Source organism: Streptomyces sp. NPDC045778 (genome assembly GCF_056431945.1).
Genome location: NZ_JBWKJZ010000035.1, coordinates 71,792 through 92,195, shown reverse-complemented (window position 1 = coordinate 92,195; position 20,404 = coordinate 71,792). Strand labels below are relative to the sequence as shown.

General features: G+C 72.8%; 19 protein-coding genes. 5 read left to right on the top strand and 14 right to left on the bottom strand.

The window, feature by feature from the left end; translation table 11 throughout:
- Positions 1-153: 153 nt before the first annotated feature.
- The 4 genes from AC07GB_RS33235 to AC07GB_RS33220 are packed head-to-tail and all read right to left on the bottom strand — an operon-like array spanning position 154 to position 3,852.
- On the bottom strand, positions 154-831 hold the full coding sequence (locus tag AC07GB_RS33235) for a response regulator (RefSeq protein WP_478852037.1): 678 nt from the start codon (positions 829-831) through the stop codon (positions 154-156).
- Entirely contained in the window at positions 828-2,087 is a 1,260-nt protein-coding gene (locus AC07GB_RS33230) for a sensor histidine kinase (protein ID WP_478852036.1), read from the bottom strand. The genes AC07GB_RS33235 and AC07GB_RS33230 overlap by 4 nt, the downstream gene beginning before the upstream one ends.
- A gap of 44 nt (positions 2,088-2,131) precedes the next feature.
- Entirely contained in the window at positions 2,132-2,911 is a 780-nt protein-coding gene (locus AC07GB_RS33225; RefSeq protein ID WP_478852034.1) for an ABC transporter permease, read from the bottom strand.
- On the bottom strand, positions 2,908-3,852 hold the full coding sequence (locus AC07GB_RS33220; RefSeq protein WP_478852032.1) for an ABC transporter ATP-binding protein: 945 nt from the start codon (positions 3,850-3,852) through the stop codon (positions 2,908-2,910). The genes AC07GB_RS33225 and AC07GB_RS33220 overlap by 4 nt, the downstream gene beginning before the upstream one ends.
- A gap of 163 nt (positions 3,853-4,015) precedes the next feature.
- Between AC07GB_RS33220 and AC07GB_RS33215 the strand changes: the two genes are divergently transcribed.
- Positions 4,016-4,576, top strand: coding sequence for a GNAT family N-acetyltransferase (locus tag AC07GB_RS33215; RefSeq protein WP_478852030.1), 561 nt, complete (start codon positions 4,016-4,018; stop codon positions 4,574-4,576).
- Here the strand turns inward: AC07GB_RS33215 and AC07GB_RS33210 are convergent.
- From AC07GB_RS33210 to AC07GB_RS33175, 8 genes are all read right to left on the bottom strand, one after another.
- Positions 4,573-6,048 carry a type IV secretory system conjugative DNA transfer family protein gene (locus AC07GB_RS33210; RefSeq protein WP_478852028.1) on the bottom strand — a complete coding sequence of 492 codons (1,476 nt, stop codon included), beginning with the start codon at positions 6,046-6,048 and terminating at the stop codon, positions 4,573-4,575. The two genes, AC07GB_RS33215 and AC07GB_RS33210, sit on opposite strands and share 4 nt — an antisense overlap.
- A gap of 1 nt (position 6,049) precedes the next feature.
- On the bottom strand, positions 6,050-7,477 hold the full coding sequence (locus tag AC07GB_RS33205; protein WP_478852026.1) for an ATP-binding protein: 1,428 nt from the start codon (positions 7,475-7,477) through the stop codon (positions 6,050-6,052).
- A gap of 28 nt (positions 7,478-7,505) precedes the next feature.
- Complete coding sequence (locus AC07GB_RS33200) at positions 7,506-9,065, bottom strand: SCO6880 family protein (RefSeq protein WP_478852025.1); 1,560 nt, start codon at positions 9,063-9,065, stop codon at positions 7,506-7,508.
- Positions 9,062-10,396 (bottom strand): hypothetical protein, encoded by a 1,335-nt coding sequence (locus AC07GB_RS33195; protein ID WP_478852024.1) that lies wholly within the window; start codon positions 10,394-10,396, stop codon positions 9,062-9,064. The genes AC07GB_RS33200 and AC07GB_RS33195 overlap by 4 nt, the downstream gene beginning before the upstream one ends.
- A complete protein-coding gene (locus AC07GB_RS33190; protein ID WP_478852022.1) occupies positions 10,386-11,216 on the bottom strand; it encodes a DUF8175 domain-containg protein in 831 nt (276 codons plus the stop codon). The genes AC07GB_RS33195 and AC07GB_RS33190 overlap by 11 nt, the downstream gene beginning before the upstream one ends.
- Before the next feature lie 193 nt (positions 11,217-11,409).
- Positions 11,410-11,718 carry a hypothetical protein gene (locus tag AC07GB_RS33185; RefSeq protein WP_478852020.1) on the bottom strand — a complete coding sequence of 103 codons (309 nt, stop codon included), beginning with the start codon at positions 11,716-11,718 and terminating at the stop codon, positions 11,410-11,412.
- Positions 11,719-11,997: 279 nt separating this feature from the next.
- Positions 11,998-13,554, bottom strand: coding sequence for a hypothetical protein (locus tag AC07GB_RS33180; RefSeq protein WP_478852018.1), 1,557 nt, complete (start codon positions 13,552-13,554; stop codon positions 11,998-12,000).
- A gap of 746 nt (positions 13,555-14,300) precedes the next feature.
- Positions 14,301-14,546 (bottom strand): DUF397 domain-containing protein, encoded by a 246-nt coding sequence (locus AC07GB_RS33175; RefSeq protein WP_478852016.1) that lies wholly within the window; start codon positions 14,544-14,546, stop codon positions 14,301-14,303.
- Positions 14,547-14,673: 127 nt separating this feature from the next.
- On the opposite strand from AC07GB_RS33175, the gene AC07GB_RS33170 reads away from it, so the two are divergent.
- Positions 14,674-15,840 carry an NlpC/P60 family protein gene (locus tag AC07GB_RS33170; RefSeq protein WP_478852014.1) on the top strand — a complete coding sequence of 389 codons (1,167 nt, stop codon included), beginning with the start codon at positions 14,674-14,676 and terminating at the stop codon, positions 15,838-15,840.
- Positions 15,841-16,098: 258 nt separating this feature from the next.
- Positions 16,099-16,800 (top strand): phosphatase PAP2 family protein, encoded by a 702-nt coding sequence (locus AC07GB_RS33165; RefSeq protein WP_478852012.1) that lies wholly within the window; start codon positions 16,099-16,101, stop codon positions 16,798-16,800.
- Between the two features lie 235 nt (positions 16,801-17,035).
- On the opposite strand, the gene AC07GB_RS33160 is transcribed toward AC07GB_RS33165, so the two are convergent.
- Together AC07GB_RS33160 and AC07GB_RS33155 are read right to left on the bottom strand one after the other, a co-directional pair.
- The gene (locus AC07GB_RS33160) at positions 17,036-18,625 is read right to left on the bottom strand and encodes an FAD-binding oxidoreductase (protein WP_478852051.1); all 1,590 of its coding nucleotides are present in this window, start codon (positions 18,623-18,625) and stop codon (positions 17,036-17,038) included.
- Between the two features lie 76 nt (positions 18,626-18,701).
- Complete coding sequence (locus tag AC07GB_RS33155; protein ID WP_478852010.1) at positions 18,702-18,860, bottom strand: hypothetical protein; 159 nt, start codon at positions 18,858-18,860, stop codon at positions 18,702-18,704.
- A gap of 144 nt (positions 18,861-19,004) precedes the next feature.
- On the opposite strand from AC07GB_RS33155, the gene AC07GB_RS33150 reads away from it, so the two are divergent.
- Both AC07GB_RS33150 and AC07GB_RS33145 read left to right on the top strand, forming a co-directional pair.
- Entirely contained in the window at positions 19,005-19,811 is an 807-nt protein-coding gene (locus AC07GB_RS33150; RefSeq protein ID WP_478852049.1) for an SCO4651 family lipoprotein, read from the top strand.
- 152 nt (positions 19,812-19,963) lie between these two features.
- Positions 19,964-20,158 (top strand): hypothetical protein, encoded by a 195-nt coding sequence (locus AC07GB_RS33145; protein ID WP_478852008.1) that lies wholly within the window; start codon positions 19,964-19,966, stop codon positions 20,156-20,158.
- Positions 20,159-20,404 lie beyond the last annotated feature (246 nt).

Here is a 20,404-nt window from a genome sequence, read left to right as displayed (position 1 = left end):
GGTACTGCAGGGGGGACCCTGTGGGAGAGTAGGACGCCGCCGAACAAATTGTGAGGGAAACCCCCGTGCCTGATGGCACGGGGGTTTTCTGCGTTATGGGCCCGACCGAATCAGGCCGCGCCGGCATATACACACCGGCGCCTCACCGACGCATTACACCGGCCGTACCAGCTTCGTGTCGTACGCCAGAATGACCGCCTGAACCCGGTCCCGCGCGCCCGTCTTCGCGAGGATGCGGCCCACATGGGTCTTCACCGTCGACTCGGCCAGATGCAGGCGCGCGGCTATCTCCATGTTCGTCCAGCCCTGGCCGATGACCGTGAGGATCTGGCGCTCGCGGTCCGTCAAAGAGGCCAGAAGCGGGTGCTGGGCCGGGTCGGCCGGGTTGTCCGCCGACTCGCCGCTCGGCAGATGGGCCGCGAAGGCGTCGAGGAGGCGCCGCGTCAGCCTCGGGGCCACCACCGCGTCGCCCGTGGCGACCGCGCGGATGCCGGAAAGGAGTTCCTCCGGCAGCGCGTCCTTGATGAGGAAACCGGAGGCCCCCGCGCGCAGACCCGCGTACGCGTACTCGTCCAGGTCGAACGTCGTGAGGATGAGGACACGGGACTGCGAGCCGGACGCGACGATGCGGCGGGTGGCCTCGATGCCGTCCATGTCGGGCATGCGGATGTCCATCAGGACGACGTCCGGACGCAGGTCGGCGGCCATGCGGACCGCGTCGGTGCCGCTGCCGCCCTCGCCCGCCACCGTCATGTCGTCCTGGCTCTCCAGGAGCATGCGGAAGCCGAAGCGTTGCAGGGGCTGGTCGTCGACGATGAGGACACTGGTCACTGAGCGGCTTCCTTCGGGGCGGTGACACGGGGAGGGGCGGTGGTGCCGGGCAGATGGAGGCGGACCTCCCAGCCGGTGGCGGGCAGAGGGCGCGGGCCGGCCTCAAGTGTGCCCGCGTACAGGGACGTTCGCTCGCGCATGCCGGTGAGACCACGGCCGTCGCGGCCCCCTGACACGGGGGTCGCCACGCCGGTGTCCGTGACGGTGACCGTCACCCCGTCGCCGGCGTACGTGATCTCGACCGCCGCCGTCGCGCCCGGGCCGCCGTGCTTGAGCGTGTTCGTCAGGGCCTCCTGCACCACGCGGTACACCGTGAGTTCCTGGCCCGGGGGCAGCGCGTCGGGGCGGCCGTGGACCGTCGTGCGGACGGGCAGGCCCGCGGACCGTACGCCGTCGACGAGACGGGTCAGGTCGGCGAGCGCGGGCTGCGGGGCCAGGGCCGCGGCCTCCGGGGTGTCGTCCCGCAGGACGTCGAGGAGGCGGCGCAGCTCCGCGAGTGCCTGACGGCTGGTGGAGCCGATGGCGTCGAGGGCCTTCGCGGCGTGCTCGGGGGACTTGGCGGCCGCGTACTTGCCGCCGTCGGCGAGGCCCGTGATGACGGACAGGTTGTGGCCGATGATGTCGTGCATCTCGCGGGCGATGCGGGTGCGTTCGGCGGCCGCGGCGAGCTGGGCCTGCTGGTCGCGTTCGACCTCCAGCTGGCGGGCGCGCTCGACGAGGGCCTGGGTGTAGTCCTGGCGGGAGCGTACGGCGATGCCCAGGAGCGCGACGATCGCGTACGCCCACACCTGCGGCACGATCTGCTGGTCCCAACTGCCCTTCGGATAGCGGACGGTCCCCACGAGCAGCGGCACCAGCATCAGCGCGCCCGCCCGGCCAAGGGTCCGCAGCGGCAGCCGCAGCGCGATGCTGAACAGGACGATGAGCTGTACGAGGGAGACCTGGAGCATCGCGCCGGTGCCCGCGTTGACCGTGCCGAACGCCACCATGACGGCGAGGGCCGCCATCGGATGGCGGCGCCGCCACAGCAGCGGCAGGGTCAGGCCGAGGCTCGTCGTGAGGACCAGCCAGGTGGGGACGTGCTGGTTGTGGGCGATGTTGCGCCAGCCGCCGCCGGCGAAGTCGATGCCGCCCGCCGTCACGAAGAAGCCGGTCACCAGCAGGTCCCAGACCAGCGGGCGGCGCTCGTCGACGGCGCGCACCCGCTGGACCAGGCGCTGGACGTACTGGGTGAGGGGGTGCGGATCGTGGGCCACGAACTCATCCTCGTACAGGAGTTCCACGTGTGGGGCGGTGCGGGTCACACGTCGCGGCGCTTGAGCAGGAGCGAGGCGGCGGCCAGGGTCGCGAGGGCCCACAGGGCGAGGGCGAGCAGGGCGGGGCCGGGGGCGATCGCGTTCTCCACGCGGGTGATCGAGCCGAGCGAGGCGGCGGCCTGCGCGGGGAAGCAGCGCACGACGTCGTCCACGGCGTCGAGGGGCAGCGTCCCGAGGATCTCCGGCAGGACGAGCACCGAGCCGACGAACGCGCCGATGCCGCCGGGCACCGAGCGCAGCAGCGCGCCGAGCCCCAGGGCGATCAGGCTCATCAGGGTGAGGCCCGCCGCGTTGCCCGCGAGGGCGCCGAGGACGCCGGAGTCGAAGAGGGACAACTCCTTGTCGGTGTCCGCGAGCCAGATCTGGGCGGTGAGGAAGGTGACGACGTTGGTGACGAAGGACAGCGTGAACACCACCGCGGTGAAGATCGCGGCCTTGGACCACAGGACGGGCAGCCGGCGCGGCACGGCGGTCAGCGAGGCGCGGATCATGCCCGTCGAGTACTCGCCCGCGGTGACGAGGATGCCGAGGACCGCGAGGCAGATCTGGGAGAGCTGGGTGCCGAAGAGGGTGAAGACGATCGTGTCGACGTCGGAGTCGTCGCCGTCGTACGTGCTGCCCATGGTGATGCCGACCGCGAGGACCAGGGCGCTCCCCGCGAGCAGGGTGATCCAGGTGGTGCGCAGCGTCCACAGCTTGTGCCATTCGGAGCGCAGGACGCGGGCCGGGGTGACCCGGTAGGGGGTGGGGGCGGTCGTGGTCATGCCGCTGCTCCTTCCAGGGGCGCGCCGGCCGGGGTCACGTACTCGACGGAGTCGTGGGTCAGGTCCATGAAGGCCTGCTCCAGGGACGCGGTGTGCGGGGTGAGTTCGAAGAGCGGGATGGCGTGGGCGGCGGCGGTGCGGCCGATGTGCTCGGCGTCGGTGCCGCGTATGTCCAGGGTGCTGGGGGCGCCGGTGTCGATGGTCACTCCGGGGCCCGCGAGCAGCTCGGCGAGGCGGGAGGCCGCGGGGGACACGACCTTCACGGAGCCGGTGCCGGACTCGCGTACGAACTTCTCGACCGTCGTGTCCGCGAGCAGCCGGCCGCGGCCGACGATGATCAGGTGGTCGGCGGTCACGGCCATCTCGCTCATGAGGTGCGAGGAGACGAGGACCGTGCGGCCCTCGGCGGCCTGTGCCTTGAGGAGGTTGCGGATCCACAGGACGCCTTCGGGGTCGAGGCCGTTGACCGGCTCGTCCAGGATGAGCGTCGCGGGGTCGCCGAGGAGGGCCGCCGCGATGCCGAGGCGCTGGCCCATGCCGAGGGAGAAGCCCTTGACGCGGCGGCCCGCGACGTCGCTGAGGCCGGTGGCGGCGAGGACCTGCTCGACGCGGGAGCGAGGGATTCCGTGCGTGTGCGCGAGGGCCGTCAGGTGGTGGTACGCGGAGCGGCCCGGGTGCAGGGAACGGGCTTCCAGGAGCGCGCCGACCTCGGTCAGGGGCGCGCTGTGGGTGGCGTAGGCACGGCCGCCGACGGTGCAGTGGCCGCTCGTGGGGGCGTCGAGGCCGAGGAGCATCCGCATGGTGGTGGACTTGCCCGCGCCGTTCGGGCCGAGGAAGCCGGTGACGGTGCCGGGGTGGACCTCGAAGCTGAGGCCGTCGACGGCGGTCTTGGCGCGGGTGCCGCCGCCGTAGCGTTTGGTGAGTCCCTGTGCGCGAATCATGGGTCGATGGTCGCGGTGGGGCGGGCCGCGGCGCGTCGGACCGGGGTCCTCGGCTCGGGCGGGGAGTAGTACCGGGGTACGACGGCGGGTGGCGCGTCGGTGCCGTCAGCAGGTCGCGGAAAACCAGGCGGCTTCGCGCTGGGGTGTTCCCTAGGATCGGTGTATGGAGCACCTCATACGCCCCGTGCGTGGCGACGAATGGCGGCAGGTCCGGGCGCTGCGGCTGCTCGCCCTGCGGGATCCGGCGGCGCCGGTCGCCTTCCTGGAGACGTACGAGAACGCGGTCGGGAAGCCCGACGAGTACTGGCAGGACCGGACCACGAACGCCGCGCCGGGCGGGCCGCTGCGGCAGTTCGTCGCGGAGGGGCCGGACGGCGGCTGGGCGGGCTCGGTGACCGTGCTCGTCGAGGAGCCGGGCGCGCAGAGCGTGCTGGGGGCCGCGGTCGCGGTGCGGCAGGCGCATCTGGTGGGCGTGTACGTGCGGCCCGAGCACCGGGGCACGGGCCTGACCGAGGCGCTGTTCGAGGCGGCGGTGGAGTGGGCGCGGGACCCGGAGGGGGCCGGGGTCGAGCGGGTGCGGCTCTTCGTGCACGAGGACAACGCGCGGGCCGAGGCCTTCTACCGGCGGTTCGGCTTTGTGCGCAGCGGCCGGTCGGCGGCGGTGCCCGGGGATCCGTCGGCGCTGGAGTACGAGATGGTGCTGGAGCGGCCCCTCGGGGGCTAGCCGATCAGTTCGTCGTGGGGCCAGCGGGCGCGGCCCTGTTCGCGGGAGCGGAGCAGGGCGAGGGTGGGCATGCCCTGGTCGGCTCCCGCGGCGAGCAGCTCCGGCAGCTGGGGGAGCGGGGCGACGGCCGCGACGTCGTCGAGTACGAGGGTCAGGGGCGGGTCGAGCCGTCCCGCGGGTGACCGGTCGGCGAGGCCACGGCCGCGCTCGACCATGCTGGAGGCGAGGGCCGTGAGCAGGGGCATCGCGCCCGGGTTCGTCTTGGGGTCCTCGATCGCCTCGCCCACCACGAAGAGGGTGCCGCCCTCGTCGACGAGGGACTCCAGGCTGAGGGAGTCCGCGCGGTTCGGCGTGCAGGACTCCCGTACGTTGAGCGTGAACAGGCAGGACAGGGCGCGGGACGTCAGCTCCTGGGCCATGTCGCGGCGTTCCGCGTACGCGGTGAGCGCCGACTCCAGCTCGCCCGCGGCGCCCGGGGCGGCCTTGGGGTGGGTGCGCAGGACCCGGACGGCGTCCTGGACCTGGGTGCCCTGGGCCCAGCGGTGGACGTGCTTCACGGAGCGGCCGTCCACGGCGGCGGCGTGCAGGAAGCTGCGCAGCAGGAGTTCGGCGGTGTCCGCCACGGCCGTGTCCAGTTTGGCGGTGGGTCTTATGGGGGCGAGCAGGGCGCGGGCGCGGTGGGTCGCCGTGGCCTTGTCCTCGCAGCCGGTGGTGGGGGACCAGTGGAGGCGGGCGGGGGTGTCGCAGAGGTGTGCGGGGTCGTAGACGAGGACGGGGCCCAGTTTGGCGCGGGCGTCCTTCGTCTCCTCCCACAGGGTGGGGTCGGAGGTGATGACCAGGGTCGCGGACTCGGCGTCGGCGATGGCCTCGGCGGCGAGGGGGCGGCGGGTTTCCGGGGTGCCGAGGATCAAGGGGGTGCGGGGGGTGGGGACGGCGGGGGGTCGCTTGGCAAGGGCGGGCTCCGGCGCGGGCTCTGCTTCGAGCGGTTGCTCGGCGGTGGGGGCTGTGCCCACCCGTTCCACCCCCTGGGCGGACCAGTTGCCCACAGCGGGAGCGGGGGGCTCCGTCGTGAGCGCGGGTGTGCCCGTGCGGCGGGCTCTGCGGACCGCCCGGAAGCGGGTCAAGGTGCCCATGACGAAGATCGTGAGGACGATCAGGACCATCACCTGGCCGATGAGGAAGCCCCAGAAGAGGCCGTAGCCGGAGAGCTGGTCGCGGGGGGTCGCGGGCCAGGCGCCCGCGACGTCGTGGGGTTCCTGGACGAGGTGGCGTACGGCGGGCGGCGTGTTGTTGAACGTGACGTGCTCGGGCCAGGCGCCATGGGCCCACAGGCCCGCGATGCCCGTCGCCGACCACATGAGGAAGACCATGCCGACCACGAAGGCCAGGACGCCCACGAGCAGGGCGTCCGGGACGCCGCGGTCGCGGCCGCGCTGGTCCTGGGGGCGGTCCCGGTAGCGGTCCTGCTCCATGTCACGCCACCGTCGACCGGGAGGTCCCCGCGGGGCCTTCGCCCATCTGCCGTTCCATGTACGCCGCCCTTTCCTCCGCCTCCCGTTCGGCCGCCGCGAGCGCGTCGTCGGCCGCGAGCAGGTCGCTCGCGGACTCCGTCATGGCGCGGTCGGTGAAGACCAGGGGGCGCTCCGTGTCCGTGATCAGGTGTTTGACCACCTGGACGTTGCCGTTGACGTCCCAGACCGCGATGCCGGGCGTCAGGGTGGGGATGATCTCAACCGCCCACCGGGGCAGGCCGAGGACACGGCCCGTGGCGCGTGCCTCGTCCGCCTTCTGGGCGTAGATCGTGCGCGTGGACGCCATCTTCAGGATGGCGGCGGCCTCCTTCGCGGCCGCTCCGTCGACGACGTCCGAGAGGTGGTGGACCACCGCCACGAACGACAGGCCGAGGCGCCGGCCGAACTTCAGCAGGCGCTGGAAGAGCTGCGCCACGAACGGCGAGTTGATGATGTGCCAGGCCTCCTCGACGAGGAAGATGCGCTTCTTCCGGTCGGGGCGGATCCAGGTGTGCTCGAGCCACACGCCGACGATCGCCATGAGGATGGGCATGGCGATGGAGTTGCGGTCGATGTGGGACAGGTCGAAGACGATGAGCGGCGCGTCGAGGTCGATGCCGACGGTCGTGGGGCCGTCGAACATGCCGCGCAGGTCGCCGTCCACCAGCCGGTCGAGGACGAGCGCCACGTCCAGACCCCAGGCCCGGACGTCGTCTATGGCCACGTTCATGGCCTCGGCGGACTCCGGTTCGGGGTGGCGCAGCTGCTCGACGATGTCGGTGAGGACGGGCTGGCGGTCGACGATGGCCTCGTTGACGTAGGCGTGCGCGACCTTGAGGGCGAAGCCGGAGCGCTCGTCGAGGCCGTGCCCCATCGCCACCTCGATGATGGTGCGCAGCAGCGCGAGCTGGCCGGTGGTGGTGATGGCCGGGTCGAGCGGGTTGAGGCGGATGCCCATGTCGAGGGCGGCCGTCGGGTCGAGCCGGATGGGGGTTATCCCCAGCTCCTGCGCGATGAGGTTCCACTCGCCGACGCCGTCCTCGCCTTGGGCGTCCAGGACGACGACCTGGCGGTCCTTGAAGCGGAGCTGCCGCAGGACGTACGTCTTCTCCAGGGCGGACTTGCCGTTGCCGGACTCGCCGAGGACCAGCCAGTGAGGGGCCGGGAGCTGCTGGCCGTACAGCTGGAACGGGTCGTAGATGTAGCCCTTGCCGGAGTACACCTCGCGCCCGATGATCACGCCGGAGTCGCCGAGTCCCGGCGCGGCCGTCGGCAGGTAGACCGCCTGGGCCTGGCCCGTCGACGTGCGCACCGGAAGGCGGGTGGTCTCGACCTTCCCGAACAGGAAGGCCGTGAACGCGTCCGTGAGGACGGTCAGCGGATCCCGCATCGCACCTTCACACCCCTACCGTTGTGGTTCATCGCCGGATGCCGGTCGCGAACGGCAGCGTGTTCACGAATGCCCGGTGGTGCTCGCGGTCGCACCACTCCAGTTTCAGATACGACTTTCCGGCCGAGGCCCTTATCGTCCGCTTGTCGCGGGCGAGGGCTTCGGGGGAGCGCGAGGAGACGGTGATGTAGCCGACGAGGTTGACGCCCGCCGCGCCGCTCGCGAGGTCCTCGCCGCGCTGGTCGAGGCGGGAGTGCGAGGCGATGTCACGGGGGTCGACGGTGCGGTTCATCTTGGCCTGACGGCTGGCTTCCGCCTCGTCGTTGGTCTTCTCCGTGAGCATGCGCTCGATGGCGACCTCGGTGGGCTCCAGGTCCATGGTGACGGCGACGGTGCGGATCACGTCCGGGGTGTGGACGAGGAGCGGCGCGAGGAAGTTGACGCCGACCGGCGTCATCGGCCACTCCTTGACCCAGGCCGTGGCGTGGCACCAGGGGGCGCGGGTCGCGGACTCGCGGGTCTTCGCCTGGAGGTAGGTGGGCTCCATCGCGTCCAGCTCGGCGGGCCAGGCATTACGTTTCGTCATCGCCTGGATGTGGTCGATGGGGTGGTCCGGGTCGTACATGGAGTGCACGAGCGAGGCGAGGCGACCCTGGCCGAGCGGCTGGCGCACGCGGATGTCGGCCTCCTGGAGGCGCGAGCAGATGTCGGTCAGCTCGCGCGCCATGACGACGGCGAGCCCGGCGTCCCGGTCGAGCTTCCTGCCGCCGTGCGGGCGGGCGGCGCGGGCCATGGCCTGTGCCTCGGCGGCCAGGTCGCGGGAGTAGTGCATGCAGGCGACGAGGTAGGCGCGGTGCTGCTCGCTGCTGGTGGAGACCATCGACTGGAGCTGGTCGTAGCTGTGCTGGAGCCAGGGCAACGAACGGTCGTCGCCGCGGGCGGCGACGTCCTTGGCGTGCGCGTCCGGGTCGGCAGGCAGGGTGCGGGCCAGCATCTGGAGGCGCGTCACGAAGCCGTCGCCGTTGGCCACGTGCTTGAGCAGGGTGCCGAACCGGTCGACGAGGGCCTCCTGGTCCTCGCTGTCGCGCAGGCCGACGCCGGGGCCCTCGATCTCGATGGCGGCGGTGACGGTGCGCCGGTCGGCGTGCAGCAGGACGGCGATCTCGTCGGGCCCGAAGGGCGCGGCCAGCCAGCTGATGCGGCCGATGCCGGGCGGCGGCCCGATCTCCACCTCGCGCCCGTCGAGCCGGATGCCCGCCTCGGCGGCCGCCGACCGGTAGGCGGTGCCGCGCCGCAGCGACCGCTTGTAGCTCCGGTTGATCTCGAACCACCGGTAGAACGTACGCCCCTTGTACGGGATGTACACCGCGGCGATGGCGATCAGCGGGAAGCCCATGAGCAGCACGATGCGCAGGGCGAGGAACGGGATGAGGATGCCGCACATCATGCCGAGGAAGGCGCCGCCGATGATCAGGGCGATCTCGCCGGTCTCGCGGTTGCGGCCGATGATGGCGTTCGGCCGGGCGCGGCCGATGAGATAGGTGCGGCGGGGCGTGACCGGTGGGGACACATGGGACTGGGTCGTCAACGCCCTTCACCTCCTGTGCTGTTCGTTCCGCGGTTGCCCGCGTGCGGGGTGCTCGACGGGCTCGTGCGGGGTGGGGGTGCGGCGGAGGGGACAGTTCCGCCGCCGTTCTGGGCGGGGCCCGGCTGCCGGTGGGCGTGCGAGGACAGGCCGCTGCCGACGGCGTTGGCCGCGGCGGGCTGCGGCGGGGTGTCGCCACCGCCGCCCTGGCCGCCGCCCGCCTTGCCGCCCGGGCGTGCGCTGTGGGTGCGGATGCCCTGGGCGACCCAGGCGGCGGGCGAGTTGAGGGCGGTGGCGGCGCGGTTCTCGGCGCCGCGCATCAGGCGGTTGTTGCGGGTGGCCATGATGTCGTCGCCGAAGCCGGGGATGAACCGGTAGATGGAGGCGCTGGCGAAGATGGCGAGGAGGATGACGGAGAGCCCGGAGACGACGGCCGACAGGGAGTCGGGGCCGTCCTCGCCCTGGAGGGCTCCGGCCACTCCGAGCACGATCACGATGATGGGCTTCACCAGGATGATCGCGATCATCAGGCCGGCCCAGCGGCGGATGCGGCCCCAGGTGTTCTTGTCGACGAGGCCCGAGTACACGACGGTGCCGAGCAGCGCGCCGACGTAGAGCATGGCGGCGCGGATCACCAGCTCCAGGCAGAGGATGCCGGCGGCGGCGATCGACACGGCGGACACGACGATCAGCATGATCGGGCCGCCGCCGATGTCGGTGCCCTTGTCGAGGGCCTGTGAGAACGTGCCGAAGAACCGGTCGGTGTCGCCGCCCACCGACTTGGCGAGCACCTCGGACACGCCGTCCGTCGCGGACACCACGGTGGACAGGATCAGCGGGGTGAACGCGGAGGCGAGCACCGTCAGCCAGAGGAAGCCGATCGCTTCCGACAGCGCGGTCAGCAGGGGTACGCCGCGCACGGCCCGCTTGGTGACGGCGAGCAGCCACACGATCAGCGTGAGGATCGTCGACGCGGCGAACACCACGGCGTACTGCTTGAGGAACTTCTCGTTGGTGAAGTCCACGGCCGCGGTGTCGTTCACGTACTCGGTGAGCTTGTTGACGATCCAGGACGCGGCGTCACCGAAGCCGCGGGCCAGCGAGCTGAGCGGATCGAGATCGGCGAGCGCCCCATTGTCAGGCGTCTTCCGCTCCCCTCCCCCGCCACCGCCGCCGCCTTCGCCTTGCTCGCAGTACTTCTTGGCGGGGCCGTGGATGAGCGCGCACGGGTCGTCGTCGGGTGCGGCGGCGGCGCGCGTCGCGAAGAGGAGCACCGCAGTCTGGATGGCCGCGAGGGCGGCGGTGAGCTTCAGTACGGGGCGACTACCGCGCATACGTGAACCCTCCGTACCCTTCGACGGCGTCCGCGATCTCTTCTGAGCCGGACGCGCGGTCATCGCCCGGGACCGGGGCGGGACCGTCCTTCTGGGTGTGCGTGGTGATCTTCCAGTCGCCGTCGATCCACGTCAGCTTCATGGTGATCGTGAACCAGCTGCTGGTGACCGGTTTGGTGGACCGCTCGCCCGCGAGCCCGAGGAGGCCGCCGCACCAAGCGGCCACGGTGGCCTTGCCGTCGGCGAATTCGGTGACCCTGGTGCCGATCGGGCTCGTGCGCGAGATGAACTGGTAGCCACTGGGTGTGGACCCGTCCGCGTTGAGCCCGACGTTCTTGAAGAAGTCCGCGCTGTAGGCCTTGTCCAGATCCGCCTTGAACTTGGCCACGCTGGACGGGGCCATGATGGCCTTGAGGACGCCGTCGCGCTTCGCCTTGTCGAACATCTCGGCGGAGCCGAGCGCCACCGCGTAGTTCGCCGCCGCGCTCTGCGCTCCCTGCTCCGTCTTCGCGAACCCCGCCGGGATCCCCCCGTTCTTCCCGCTCACCGGCTTCTCCCCGGTGGGGGCCGTGGGGGCGGCCTCCGTGCCCTTGCTGCCGCCCCCGTCCCCGTCCCCGTCGGACGACGAGTCGTCGCGGTTCGCGAAGGCGATGGCGGCGATGAGGAGGACGACCACGCCGATGACGGTGATGAGGCTGCGGGAGGGGGAGCGGCCGCCGGGGCGGCCGGATCTGCGGGCGCCGCCGTAGCCGTCCTCGCGGTCCGGGAGCCGCGTCCGGGTCTCGCCCGTGCCGCCGAAGAGGTCATCGTCATCGCTCATGGCGCGTACGCCCCCTCAACCTCATCCTTGACCACCACGTCCGCCTGGTGCACCGGATATGACGGTAGCCGTGCTGGTTCCCGCGCGGGCGCGGTGTGGTGACTCGACATCAGGGAGTTGCAACCTCAGCCGGTGGGCACGACGGACGGGGGAGTGAAGGGGGACGGGGGAGAGAAGGAGGGCGCGGCGGGGGTCAGACCGCCATGCCGTACACGATGGTGAAAAGCGTGCCCAGTGAGCCGATGATGAAGACACCGGTCAGGCCCGCGATGATCAGGCCCTTGCCCTGCTCCGCGCTGAACGTGTCGCGCAGCGCCGTCGCTCCGATGCGCTGCTTCGCCGCGCCCCAGATCGCGATGCCGAGGCACAGCAGGATCGCCACGGCCATCACGACCTCGATCATCACGCGTGCTTCGTTGCCCAAGTCCCCGAAGGGTCCCCAGTCGGGGGCGATCCCACCGATGATGGTGGTGATGTCGCCCTTCTCGGCTGCCATAAGCATGTGTAACTCACCGCCCCTAGTGGGTTGTTCCTGCACCTCTGCCCACCTCTGCGTACCGGAGTGCAGAGGACGAAGCTCATTGTCGCCGACAATCAGTCCGGCGTGTGCAGCCTTGGCGTCATTCGTTGGCTTGACTTCAAGCGTATGGTCACTCTGTGTATCACGAGGGGTGACGCCGGGCAATGAAGGTCCGGCGTGGCCACTGACGCCAACTCAGGACGACGCCCGGCCACGCCCGCAGACGCTCCGTCAGGTGAGGTGGGGAAGGCTCCCGTGGGCCTACGTCCGGGGGGTGAGGCCGTCGATTCCGCCGAGGCCGCCGCTGACGACGTAGGTGCAGTCGGTGTAGCGGTAGCCGCCCTGGACCTTGGTGCCGTCGCTGTGGTCGCGGACGAGACCGGTGCCGCCGGTGCCGCGCTTGTAGAGGAAGTGGTACTCGCCGGGCGGCAGGCGCAGAGTCTTCTGCGGATAGCTCCGGCCCGCCTTGCAGGCCTTGCTCTTGCCCTCGGCCCTGCTGGAGTACGTGGTGCAGCCCGCGCAGGCGCCGAGCTTGACGGTGCCGGTGGCAGGGCCGGTGAAGAGGACCTCGACGGCGCTCGGCCCGTCGTTCTTCACGACGAACTCCTGGCCGGAGCCGGGGCCGCGCTGGGCGGGCAGCTCGCGGCCGGCCTGCGGGCGGTCGGCGGCGACCTCGGCGGCGATGGCGATGGTGCGGGCGCGCTCGCGCTTGTCGCTGTTCTTGTACGTGTCGGCGTAGTCGCGCAGGCGCTTGGCGGCCTCGGTGAACTGGCCGTCCTTGAACTCGTCCACGCCGCAGGCGTACTCGCCGGTCCGGACGGCGCGTTCGGCCCGTGCGGTCAGGGAGGTGCCCTTGCCCGCGGGCAGCGAGGCGGCGACCGCGCGGACGCGGGTCAGCTTCTCGGTGGCGGAGCAGGGGTCGGCGCCCTTGAGGTCGGCGGCGCGGTCGTCGATGGCCTCGCCGAGGGCGGGGACGACCTTCGCGGCGGCCGCGGAGTTGGGGAAGGTGGTGAGCAGCTCCTGGAGGTGGGTGCCGTCGCCGCGGTCGACGGCCGCGGTCCCGCACTCGTACAGGGAGGTCGCGAGCCGGTCGTCGGGCCAGGTGGCGAGGCGGCCGAGGCGGTCCTCGCCCATGCTGGTGGGCAGGGTGCGCAGATAGGTGAGGGGGGCGATGGCCTGGCAGTACCGGCGGTCGGCGTAGGGCCGGGCGACGGCCTTGTAGTACGCGTCGAGGCGGTCGGGCACGCGGTCGGCCGCGCGGGAGCCCTCGTGGTCGCGGACAAGGTCGCGGTAGGTGCCGAGGGCGGAGCGGTAGGAGCGTTCGGCGGCGGCGAAGTCCTGCCCGTCCTGGTCCGCGACGAGCTGGTCGGCCTTGTCGAGCCGCTCCAGGAGCATGTCCTCGACGGCTTCGTCCTGAGCGGCCTCGTACGCGAAGGCGCTCGCGGCCGGGACGGCGAGCAGGACGACGCCGAGCGCGGCGGCGAGCGGGGCGCGCAGGCGCCAGCCGATGGCGGTGCGGCGGGCGCGGCGGGCCGCGTCGGCCGCGGCGAGCACGAGGAGGGCGAGGTAGCCGGCGAGCAGGCCGCCGGGGACGCCGTCCACGTCGGCGGGCAGGGCGGTCAGGAGCAGTGCGCCGGTGACCGCCAAGGACAGGGCGGCGGGCAGCCAGGCCCGGATGAGGACGTAACCGAGGCCGAGCCCGGTGAGGTTGAGCAGCGCGGCGGCGACGGGCCGAAGGGGCTCGGGCGCGGCGGGCGGGGGCGCGGGCGCGGCGGCCGGGGGCTCCAGAAGCTCCGGGGGGCCGTAGGGCGGGGGCACGGGTGTGGCGGGCGGGCCGTAGCCGGGGTTGCCGGGCGGGGGCGCCTGGGGCGGTGGCCCGTAGGCGGGGCCGGGCGGCGGGGCGGGCGTGCCGTGGGGCGGCGCGGTGGGCGGCGGCCCGGCGGGCAGGGGTGGGCCGAAGCCTTTCGGGGTGCTGCCGCCGGGGGGAGGTGTGCCTGGGGCGGTGGGCCAGGGCTGGGGTGCCTCAGGGGTGCTCGCCGGGCCGGGTCGGGCTTCGGGCGACGGCCTGTGCGCGGGCGCGGGCCAGCCATGCCCCGCAGGTTCGCCCTCGGGCGCGGGCCCGCCGTGTCCCGCAGGTTCGCCCTCGGGCGCGGGCCCGCCGTGTCCCGCCGGTTCGCCCTCGGGCGCGGGCCCGCCGTGTCCCGCCGGTTCGCCCTCGGGCGCGGGCCCGGCCTCAGGCCTCGGCCTGTCTCCGGGGCGGTCCGCAGGCCCGGCCCCAGCCTCTCCGGGCGCGGCCCCGGCCTCGCGCCGGTCATCGCGCCGGTCCTCGGGCGCGGGCCCGCTCCCCGTCGGCGGCCTGTCCTGCGGGACGGGCCTGTCTCTGGGATCGTTGGGCTCCATCGTCGGCTCCCCCCAGCCGTAGAACGCAGAACACCGGGCGCCGGGCGGCTCCCCCGCGCCCAACCCCCCTACAGTCCGCCAAAGTTGGCGCTCCGTCAATCGTTCGTCACGGTCAGCGCTCGCCGGCGGCGGACCCGGTGGAGCCGTGCCGGGGCGCCGGCATGTCAGCCGTCGCCCCGGTGTCCTTCCACGAAGTGGTCGAACTCGCCCGCGCGTACGCCGAGGACGAAGGCCTCCCACTTCGCCCGGGTCGTCGTGACGACCTGGTCCGGGGTGCCGGTCTCGCGCAGGTACACCGCGTCGCCGGGGCCGAAGGCGTACTCGATCCAGGGTCCCGGCCCCGGCTCGTCCTCCGGGGCGGCGCGGATCCACTCCAGGTCGGCGGGCAGGTCCGGGCGGGCGTCGGTCACGGGCGCGGCCTCCTTCGGTGCGGGCGTGCGGCTTCGAGTATCCGCCCCGGAAGGGCCGGTGATCCACCCGGGGCGGGGGCCCCGCCTCTACACTGACCCCGGCGGACTCCCGGTGGGCGAGGGGTGGTTGACGGTGCGTAAGACATGGCTGCTCGCGTCCGTCGCGTTCAGTGGCTCGGTGGGGTTCATCGGGCTGCTCGTCGTCGGGACGTTCGTCGCCGCGGGCTCGGTCGCCGGGGGCGGCGGGGCGCAGGGCAGCGTCGGCCTCGCCAAGGGAGCCGTGCCCACCACGTACCAGCCCCTCGTGCAGAAGTGGGGCAATCTGTGCAAGGCCATCAACCCGGCCCTGCTCGCCGCCCAGCTGTACCAGGAGAGCGGGTTCAACCCGAGCGCGAAGAGCCCGGCGAGGGCGCAGGGCATAGCGCAGTTCATCCCGGGCACCTGGGCCACGCACGGCATCGACGGCGACGGCGACGGGGACCGGGACGTGTGGGACCCGAAGGACGCCATCCCGTCGGCCGCGTCGTACGACTGCAAGCTCGCCAAGTACGTGAAGGACGCGCCCGGCGACCCGACGAAGAACATGCTCGCCGCGTACAACGCGGGCGCGTACGCCGTCATCAAGTACGGGGGCGTGCCGCCCTACCGCGAGACGCAGAACTACGTCAAGATCATCACGACTCTGGAGAAGAGTTTCGCCAGGCCCGTGGGGCGCGTGAATCCGTCGCGGCAGGCCGCCGGGGCCATCTACTACGCGCAGAAGAAGCTCGGCACGCTGTACCTCTGGGGCGGCAACGGAACGGCCGAGCAGGGCGGCCGTTTCGACTGCTCGGGGCTCACGCTCGCGGCGTACCGCAGTGTCGGGATCGATCTGCCGCGCGTCGCCAACGACCAGTACAACGCCGGGCCGCACCCCAAGCGGGACGAGCTGCTCCCGGGGGACCTGGTGTTCTTCTCCGACGACCTGAGCAATTCGCGGGCCATCAGGCACGTCGGTATCTATGTAGGGGGCGGCTACATGATCGACGCGCCGCGGCCCGGCGCGAAGATCCGCTTCGACCCCGTGGACACCCCTGACTACTTCGGAGCCACCCGGGTGACCGAAGATGGCGCAAAAGCAGTGCCCAGTGAGTCGCCCGAGGAGCGGGACAAGGAGACCGAGAAGGACCGGAAGCCGGCCGGGCAGCCGAGCGCCTCGCCGTCCCGCAAGCCCTCCGAAGAGCCTTCCGAAGAGCGTTCCGACGCGCCTTCCGCACCTTCGGGGGCGCCGCAGCCGGAGGGCACGGACATTTGACCGGCGCCCGGAGCGGAGGCGTACGCCCGGCGCACGCGCGGCCCGAGCTGGCTGGAACGTTCCGCTGAAACACCCCCCTGAGCTGCGGCGATGAGTCTCTCTTCGATAACGTCTGAGTGATCATTCGGTGGAGAGTGGAACGTAGATAAGGGGACTGTGCGTTCCCTTGACTGGTACAGCACGCACTGGCCACGGGGGTTGATGGAGGGCGCGTCAGGCGGCGCGCCCGCGAGCGAGAAGACAAGGGGCCGCGGCATCATGGCTGGACTCGACACATCCGGGTCGAACCCCGACGTCAGCCTGCTCTACGACATCAACGGCCTGGCGGCTGACTCCCCGTCCTGGTTCGCCCGCACCATGGAGTTCGTCGGCGAGTACGGACTGCTGCTCGCCCTGGTCCTGCTCGTCCTCTGGTGCTGGTGGGGCGCCCGCAGGCGCGGCGCGCTCGACGACGCGGCCGGCTCCGTCGCCGCCGTCGTCTGGGCCCCGCTCGCCGCCGCGATCGCCGTCCTCGTGAACGTGCCGATACGGAACTTCGTGGAGCGCCCGCGCCCCTTCAAGGACCACCAGGGCCTGGACGTCCTGGTCGACGGCAAGAACGACTACTCGTTCGTGAGTGACCACGCGACCCTCGCCATGGCCATCGGCGTCGGCCTCTTCGTCGCCAACCGCAGGTTCGGCTTCGCCGGGATCGCGCTCGCCGCCCTGGAAGGCTTCTGCCGCGTCTTCATGGGCGTGCACTACCCCACCGACGTGGTCGGCGGCTTCGCCCTCGGCACGGCCGTGGCGCTGCTGCTCTCGCCGCTCGCGATGGCGCTGCTCACGCCCGTCACCAAGGCGATCGGGCGCTCCGGGAAGGCCGCCCGTCTGGTGTGGGCGCCGCCCCGCGGCGCCCGGCCGGTCGCCACCCTCCCTGAGCAGGAGGCCGCGGGGTCCGACGAGAAGGGCCTCGCCGCGTAGAGGCGCCGGGCGCCACCAGGCGCGTGCGGCACGGCCGCCGCCCGCGGCGGCGCAGCAGCCATACGCCGGTGCCGCCCGAGAGCGCGCCCGCCACGGCCATGCGTATTCGGGTACGTGTCATGCCCTCAGGCCAGCGGCACCGCGCCCGCCGGGCCACCCGGGGGCGGCCCGGGCGGGGCCGAACGGGTGCAGGCAGGGGCCGTCGGAGTGGTCGGCGCCCGGGCCCGCCGGTGGCCTACAGGGCCTGCGGGAAGCTGAAGAAGCGCGTCGGGTCGTAGGCCTTCTTCACCTTCTTCAGACGGGGCGCGGCCTGGCCGTAGTACGCCTCGCGCCAGTTGGTGAGCGTCGGGTCCGTGTAGTTCTGGTACGCCGCGCCCGACGCGTAGCGCCGCATCGCGCCGTGGGCGTCCTTCAGCCAGCCCTGGGCGCCGGTGCCGGAGGTGCCCGGGCGCCAGGAGGCGATGTACTGGGCGAGCATCCGGGAGCGGCGGTGCACGAACGCCGTGGCCGTCGGGTCGACGCGGTTGATGGCGCCGCCGAGCGCGGTCAGGGCGATGCTGCCCGCGGTGCCGCGCTCGCCGCGCACGTGCTCGATCCGGCCGAGCAGCGCGCGGATCCCGGCCGCGGACAGGGAGCGGTCGAAGAAGTCCGAGCGGGCCGCGTACGTCTCCCGGCCGAGCGCGCCCGTCGGGGTGCGGCCCGGCGTCCGGCCCGGCAGATGGCACTGGGCGTCCGTCGCGAACGACGAGCAGCCCGCGTAGACCTCCATGGCCTCCTCGTAGCCGCGGCGCTTCAGGGAGACGCTGCGGGCGGGGGCGCCCACCTTGTCGGCGAGGCGGTCGACAGCGTTCTGAAGCGCCCCGTACGTGCCGAGCGAGAAGGCCGCCACAGAGACGGTGGGGGTGCCGCCGGGCACGGCCGCGAGGTGCAGCGACGACCAGATCTCGTCCGGCTGCGCAGGCCCCCACTCCTGCCAGGCCTTGACCACGGCGGCGGCCTTCGCCCACGGCCAGGTGAGGTACGCGGAGACCGCCTGCGGCGCCGGGTGCGTGCGGAACGTCAGCTCCGTGACGACGCCGAACTGGCCGTTGCCCGCGCCGCGCAGCGCCCAGAACAGGTCCTTGTGCTCGGACTTGTCGGCCCTGATCAGCTTCCCCGCGGCGGTGACGAGCGTCGCGGAGGTCAGGCTGTCGCAGGTCAGGCCGTACGCGCGCGAGACGACGCCGTGGCCGCCGCCGAGGGTCAGACCGCTGATGCCGACCGTCGGGCAGGAGCCCGCGGGGATGGTGACGCCCTTCGCGGCGAGGGAGCGGTAGACGTCGATGAGCTTGGCGCCGCCGCCGATCGTGGCGGTGGAGCCGGAGACGCGCGTGCGGTTGAGCCGCGACACGTCGAGGATCAGGCGGCCGGTGCCGGAGGACCAGCCCGCGTAGGAGTGGCCGCCGTTGCGGACCGCGACGGGGACGTCGTGGGCGCGGGCGTAGGCCAGGGTGGTGCGGATGTCGTCGGGGTGCGCCACGTACGCGACCGCCGTCGGCTTCAGATTGTCGAAGCGGGTGTTGTACAGCTGGCGGGCCGTGGCCCACTGGCTCTCGTTCGGCCGGACCAAGGAGCCGTCCAAGTCACGGGCGAGCGCGGTGAGGTCGGCCGCGGCGGACGCGGCGGCCGTCCTGATCGGCGTGGTGGCCGCGGAGCCCGTCCGGGACGCCGTGGTGCTAGCCGAGGCGCCGCCCCTCGCCCCGCCGCCGTCCCCGCCGGTGCAGGCGGCCGTACCCGCCGCCGCGACCGCGGCGGCCGCCGTCCCTATGAACGTACGTCGTGCCAGCCGTTCCATGAGCCCTCCCGTTGCTTACCCGCACAACGAGACGACAGCGGGGGCCGGCGGGTTCCGGGCCAAGGGGTCATGGTGTCCCGCTGTGCGCGGCGGCGTCGTCGCGGGCCTTGCTGCGGGCGCGGCGCGCGGGGCCGCGCCAGCCGCAGCTGCACCGGGCGGAGCAGAAGCGGCCCGTCTCGACGGTGGTCGTACGGTGCGGCGGTTCGGGTGAATGCTGCTCGGGCACGGCCCCACGGTACGCCGGGAGAGTGAACGCGCTGTCGCGTGACAACACCCCGTACCCGTCGTTATCCGGAACACAGGGGGCTCGCTCCGGCGGGCGCCGCACGGCGTTCACCGACGCGTGGAGAGGCTGGGGGTCGGCAGGGCGATGGGGCAGCAGCGCAGGCACACGGGCACGGCGGCCGTCGCGGCCGCGGTGGGTCTCATGACGCTCGCCACGGGCTGTGCGGGCGGCGGTGCCGCAGCGAGCGACGACCCCGCCAAGGAGGTCCGGGACGCCGCCGACTCGCTGGCGCGCGCCGGCACCTCCAAGGCGCGTACGTCCATGGAGATGGCCAGCGGCGGCACCCGCGTGACCATCCGGGGCCAGGGGGCGTACGACTACCGGCGCCGGCAGGGGCGGTTCGAGGTCGTGCTGCCGCAGGACCCGGCGGACCGCGGCCGGCGCAGGCCGCCGGTCACGGAGCTGCTGCGGGGCGGGGCCCTCTACATGAAGAACCGGGGCGCAGGGGTGCCCGCCGACAAATGGGTGCGCGTCGAGACCGCGTCCCTGTCCGACGGGAACCTCGTCACGGGCGGCGCCACCGATCCGCTCGTCGCCGCCGAACTGCTGCGTGGGGCGCGGCAGGTGACGTACGTACGCGAGACGCGCGTCGACGGCGTCGCCGTGCGGCACTACCGGGGCGTGGCCGATCTGGCGGACGCGGCGGACGCGGCGTCCGCCCCGTACCGCGACGCGCTGCGGGCGGCGGTGGCGAAAGGGTTCAGCAAGGGCGGTGTTCCGTTCGACGCCTACCTCGACGAGCGGGGGCGGCTGCGCAAGCTGCGCCAGCAGTTCCAGGTGGCCAACGCCGAGGTCGCGTCGACGACCTCGCTGTACGGCTTCGGGGCGCCGGTGCGGGTGCGGCTGCCGCCGGAGAAGGACATCTACGCGGGGAAGATCGCCGAGCGGTAGCGGCCGCTCGCGGGCCGCCGCGGGGTCTCGGACGGTGGCCGCATATCGATGGCTGATAGTCGCAATATGGTCCGTCCGTGCCATGCGCGGTACGTAGGCCGCTCCCTACTCTAGGAAGCCGGTACCGGCACAACCGTGGTCAGGAAGAGGTGGTGAACGTGGCTCTGGTGCGCGGCACGGCGGTTCAGGACCACGTTGCCCTCGCCGAGATCGAGCTGTGCGGCGAACTGATCATCGCGGCGTCGGCCGCACATGGTGAGCGGCTCAGTGCGGACCGGATCGACGAGGTGCTTCGGGTCTTTGAGGGGCAGCAGGACGACGAGGCGGGGGCGGGCGCGGGGTCGTAACTTCCCCGGGCTGCCCGGACTGCCCGGCTGCCCGCCTGCCCGGCCGCCTGGCTGCCCGGCTGCGCCGGGGCGGGCCTTCCCCGGAATGTGCGGCTTCGCGGGTGCGGCCCCGACGCGAGGCGCCCCGGGCCGCCCGCCCGCCGCTACCGCGGCGGGTCCTCCCACCCGCCCACCCGGTTCGCCTGGCTTCGAGGGTCTGGCCCCGACGCGTGGCGCTGCGGGCCGTCTGTCGTCTGTCTGCCGCTA

Excerpts from the sequence above, each read along its gene's own strand:
- AC07GB_RS33185 (WP_478852020.1), bottom strand. The coding sequence starts at position 11,718 with ATGCTTATGGCAGCCGAGAAGGGCGACATCACCACCATCATCGGTGGG.
- AC07GB_RS33225 (WP_478852034.1), bottom strand. The coding sequence starts at position 2,911 with ATGACCACGACCGCCCCCACCCCCTACCGGGTCACCCCGGCCCGCGTC.
- AC07GB_RS33220 (WP_478852032.1), bottom strand. The coding sequence starts at position 3,852 with ATGATTCGCGCACAGGGACTCACCAAACGCTACGGCGGCGGCACCCGC.
- AC07GB_RS33165 (WP_478852012.1), top strand. The coding sequence starts at position 16,099 with ATGGCTGGACTCGACACATCCGGGTCGAACCCCGACGTCAGCCTGCTC.
- AC07GB_RS33190 (WP_478852022.1), bottom strand. The coding sequence starts at position 11,216 with ATGAGCGATGACGATGACCTCTTCGGCGGCACGGGCGAGACCCGGACG.
- AC07GB_RS33215 (WP_478852030.1), top strand. The coding sequence starts at position 4,016 with ATGGAGCACCTCATACGCCCCGTGCGTGGCGACGAATGGCGGCAGGTC.
- AC07GB_RS33150 (WP_478852049.1), top strand. The coding sequence starts at position 19,005 with ATGGGGCAGCAGCGCAGGCACACGGGCACGGCGGCCGTCGCGGCCGCG.
- AC07GB_RS33205 (WP_478852026.1), bottom strand. The coding sequence starts at position 7,477 with ATGCGGGATCCGCTGACCGTCCTCACGGACGCGTTCACGGCCTTCCTG.
- AC07GB_RS33195 (WP_478852024.1), bottom strand. The coding sequence starts at position 10,396 with ATGCGCGGTAGTCGCCCCGTACTGAAGCTCACCGCCGCCCTCGCGGCC.
- AC07GB_RS33210 (WP_478852028.1), bottom strand. The coding sequence starts at position 6,048 with ATGGAGCAGGACCGCTACCGGGACCGCCCCCAGGACCAGCGCGGCCGC.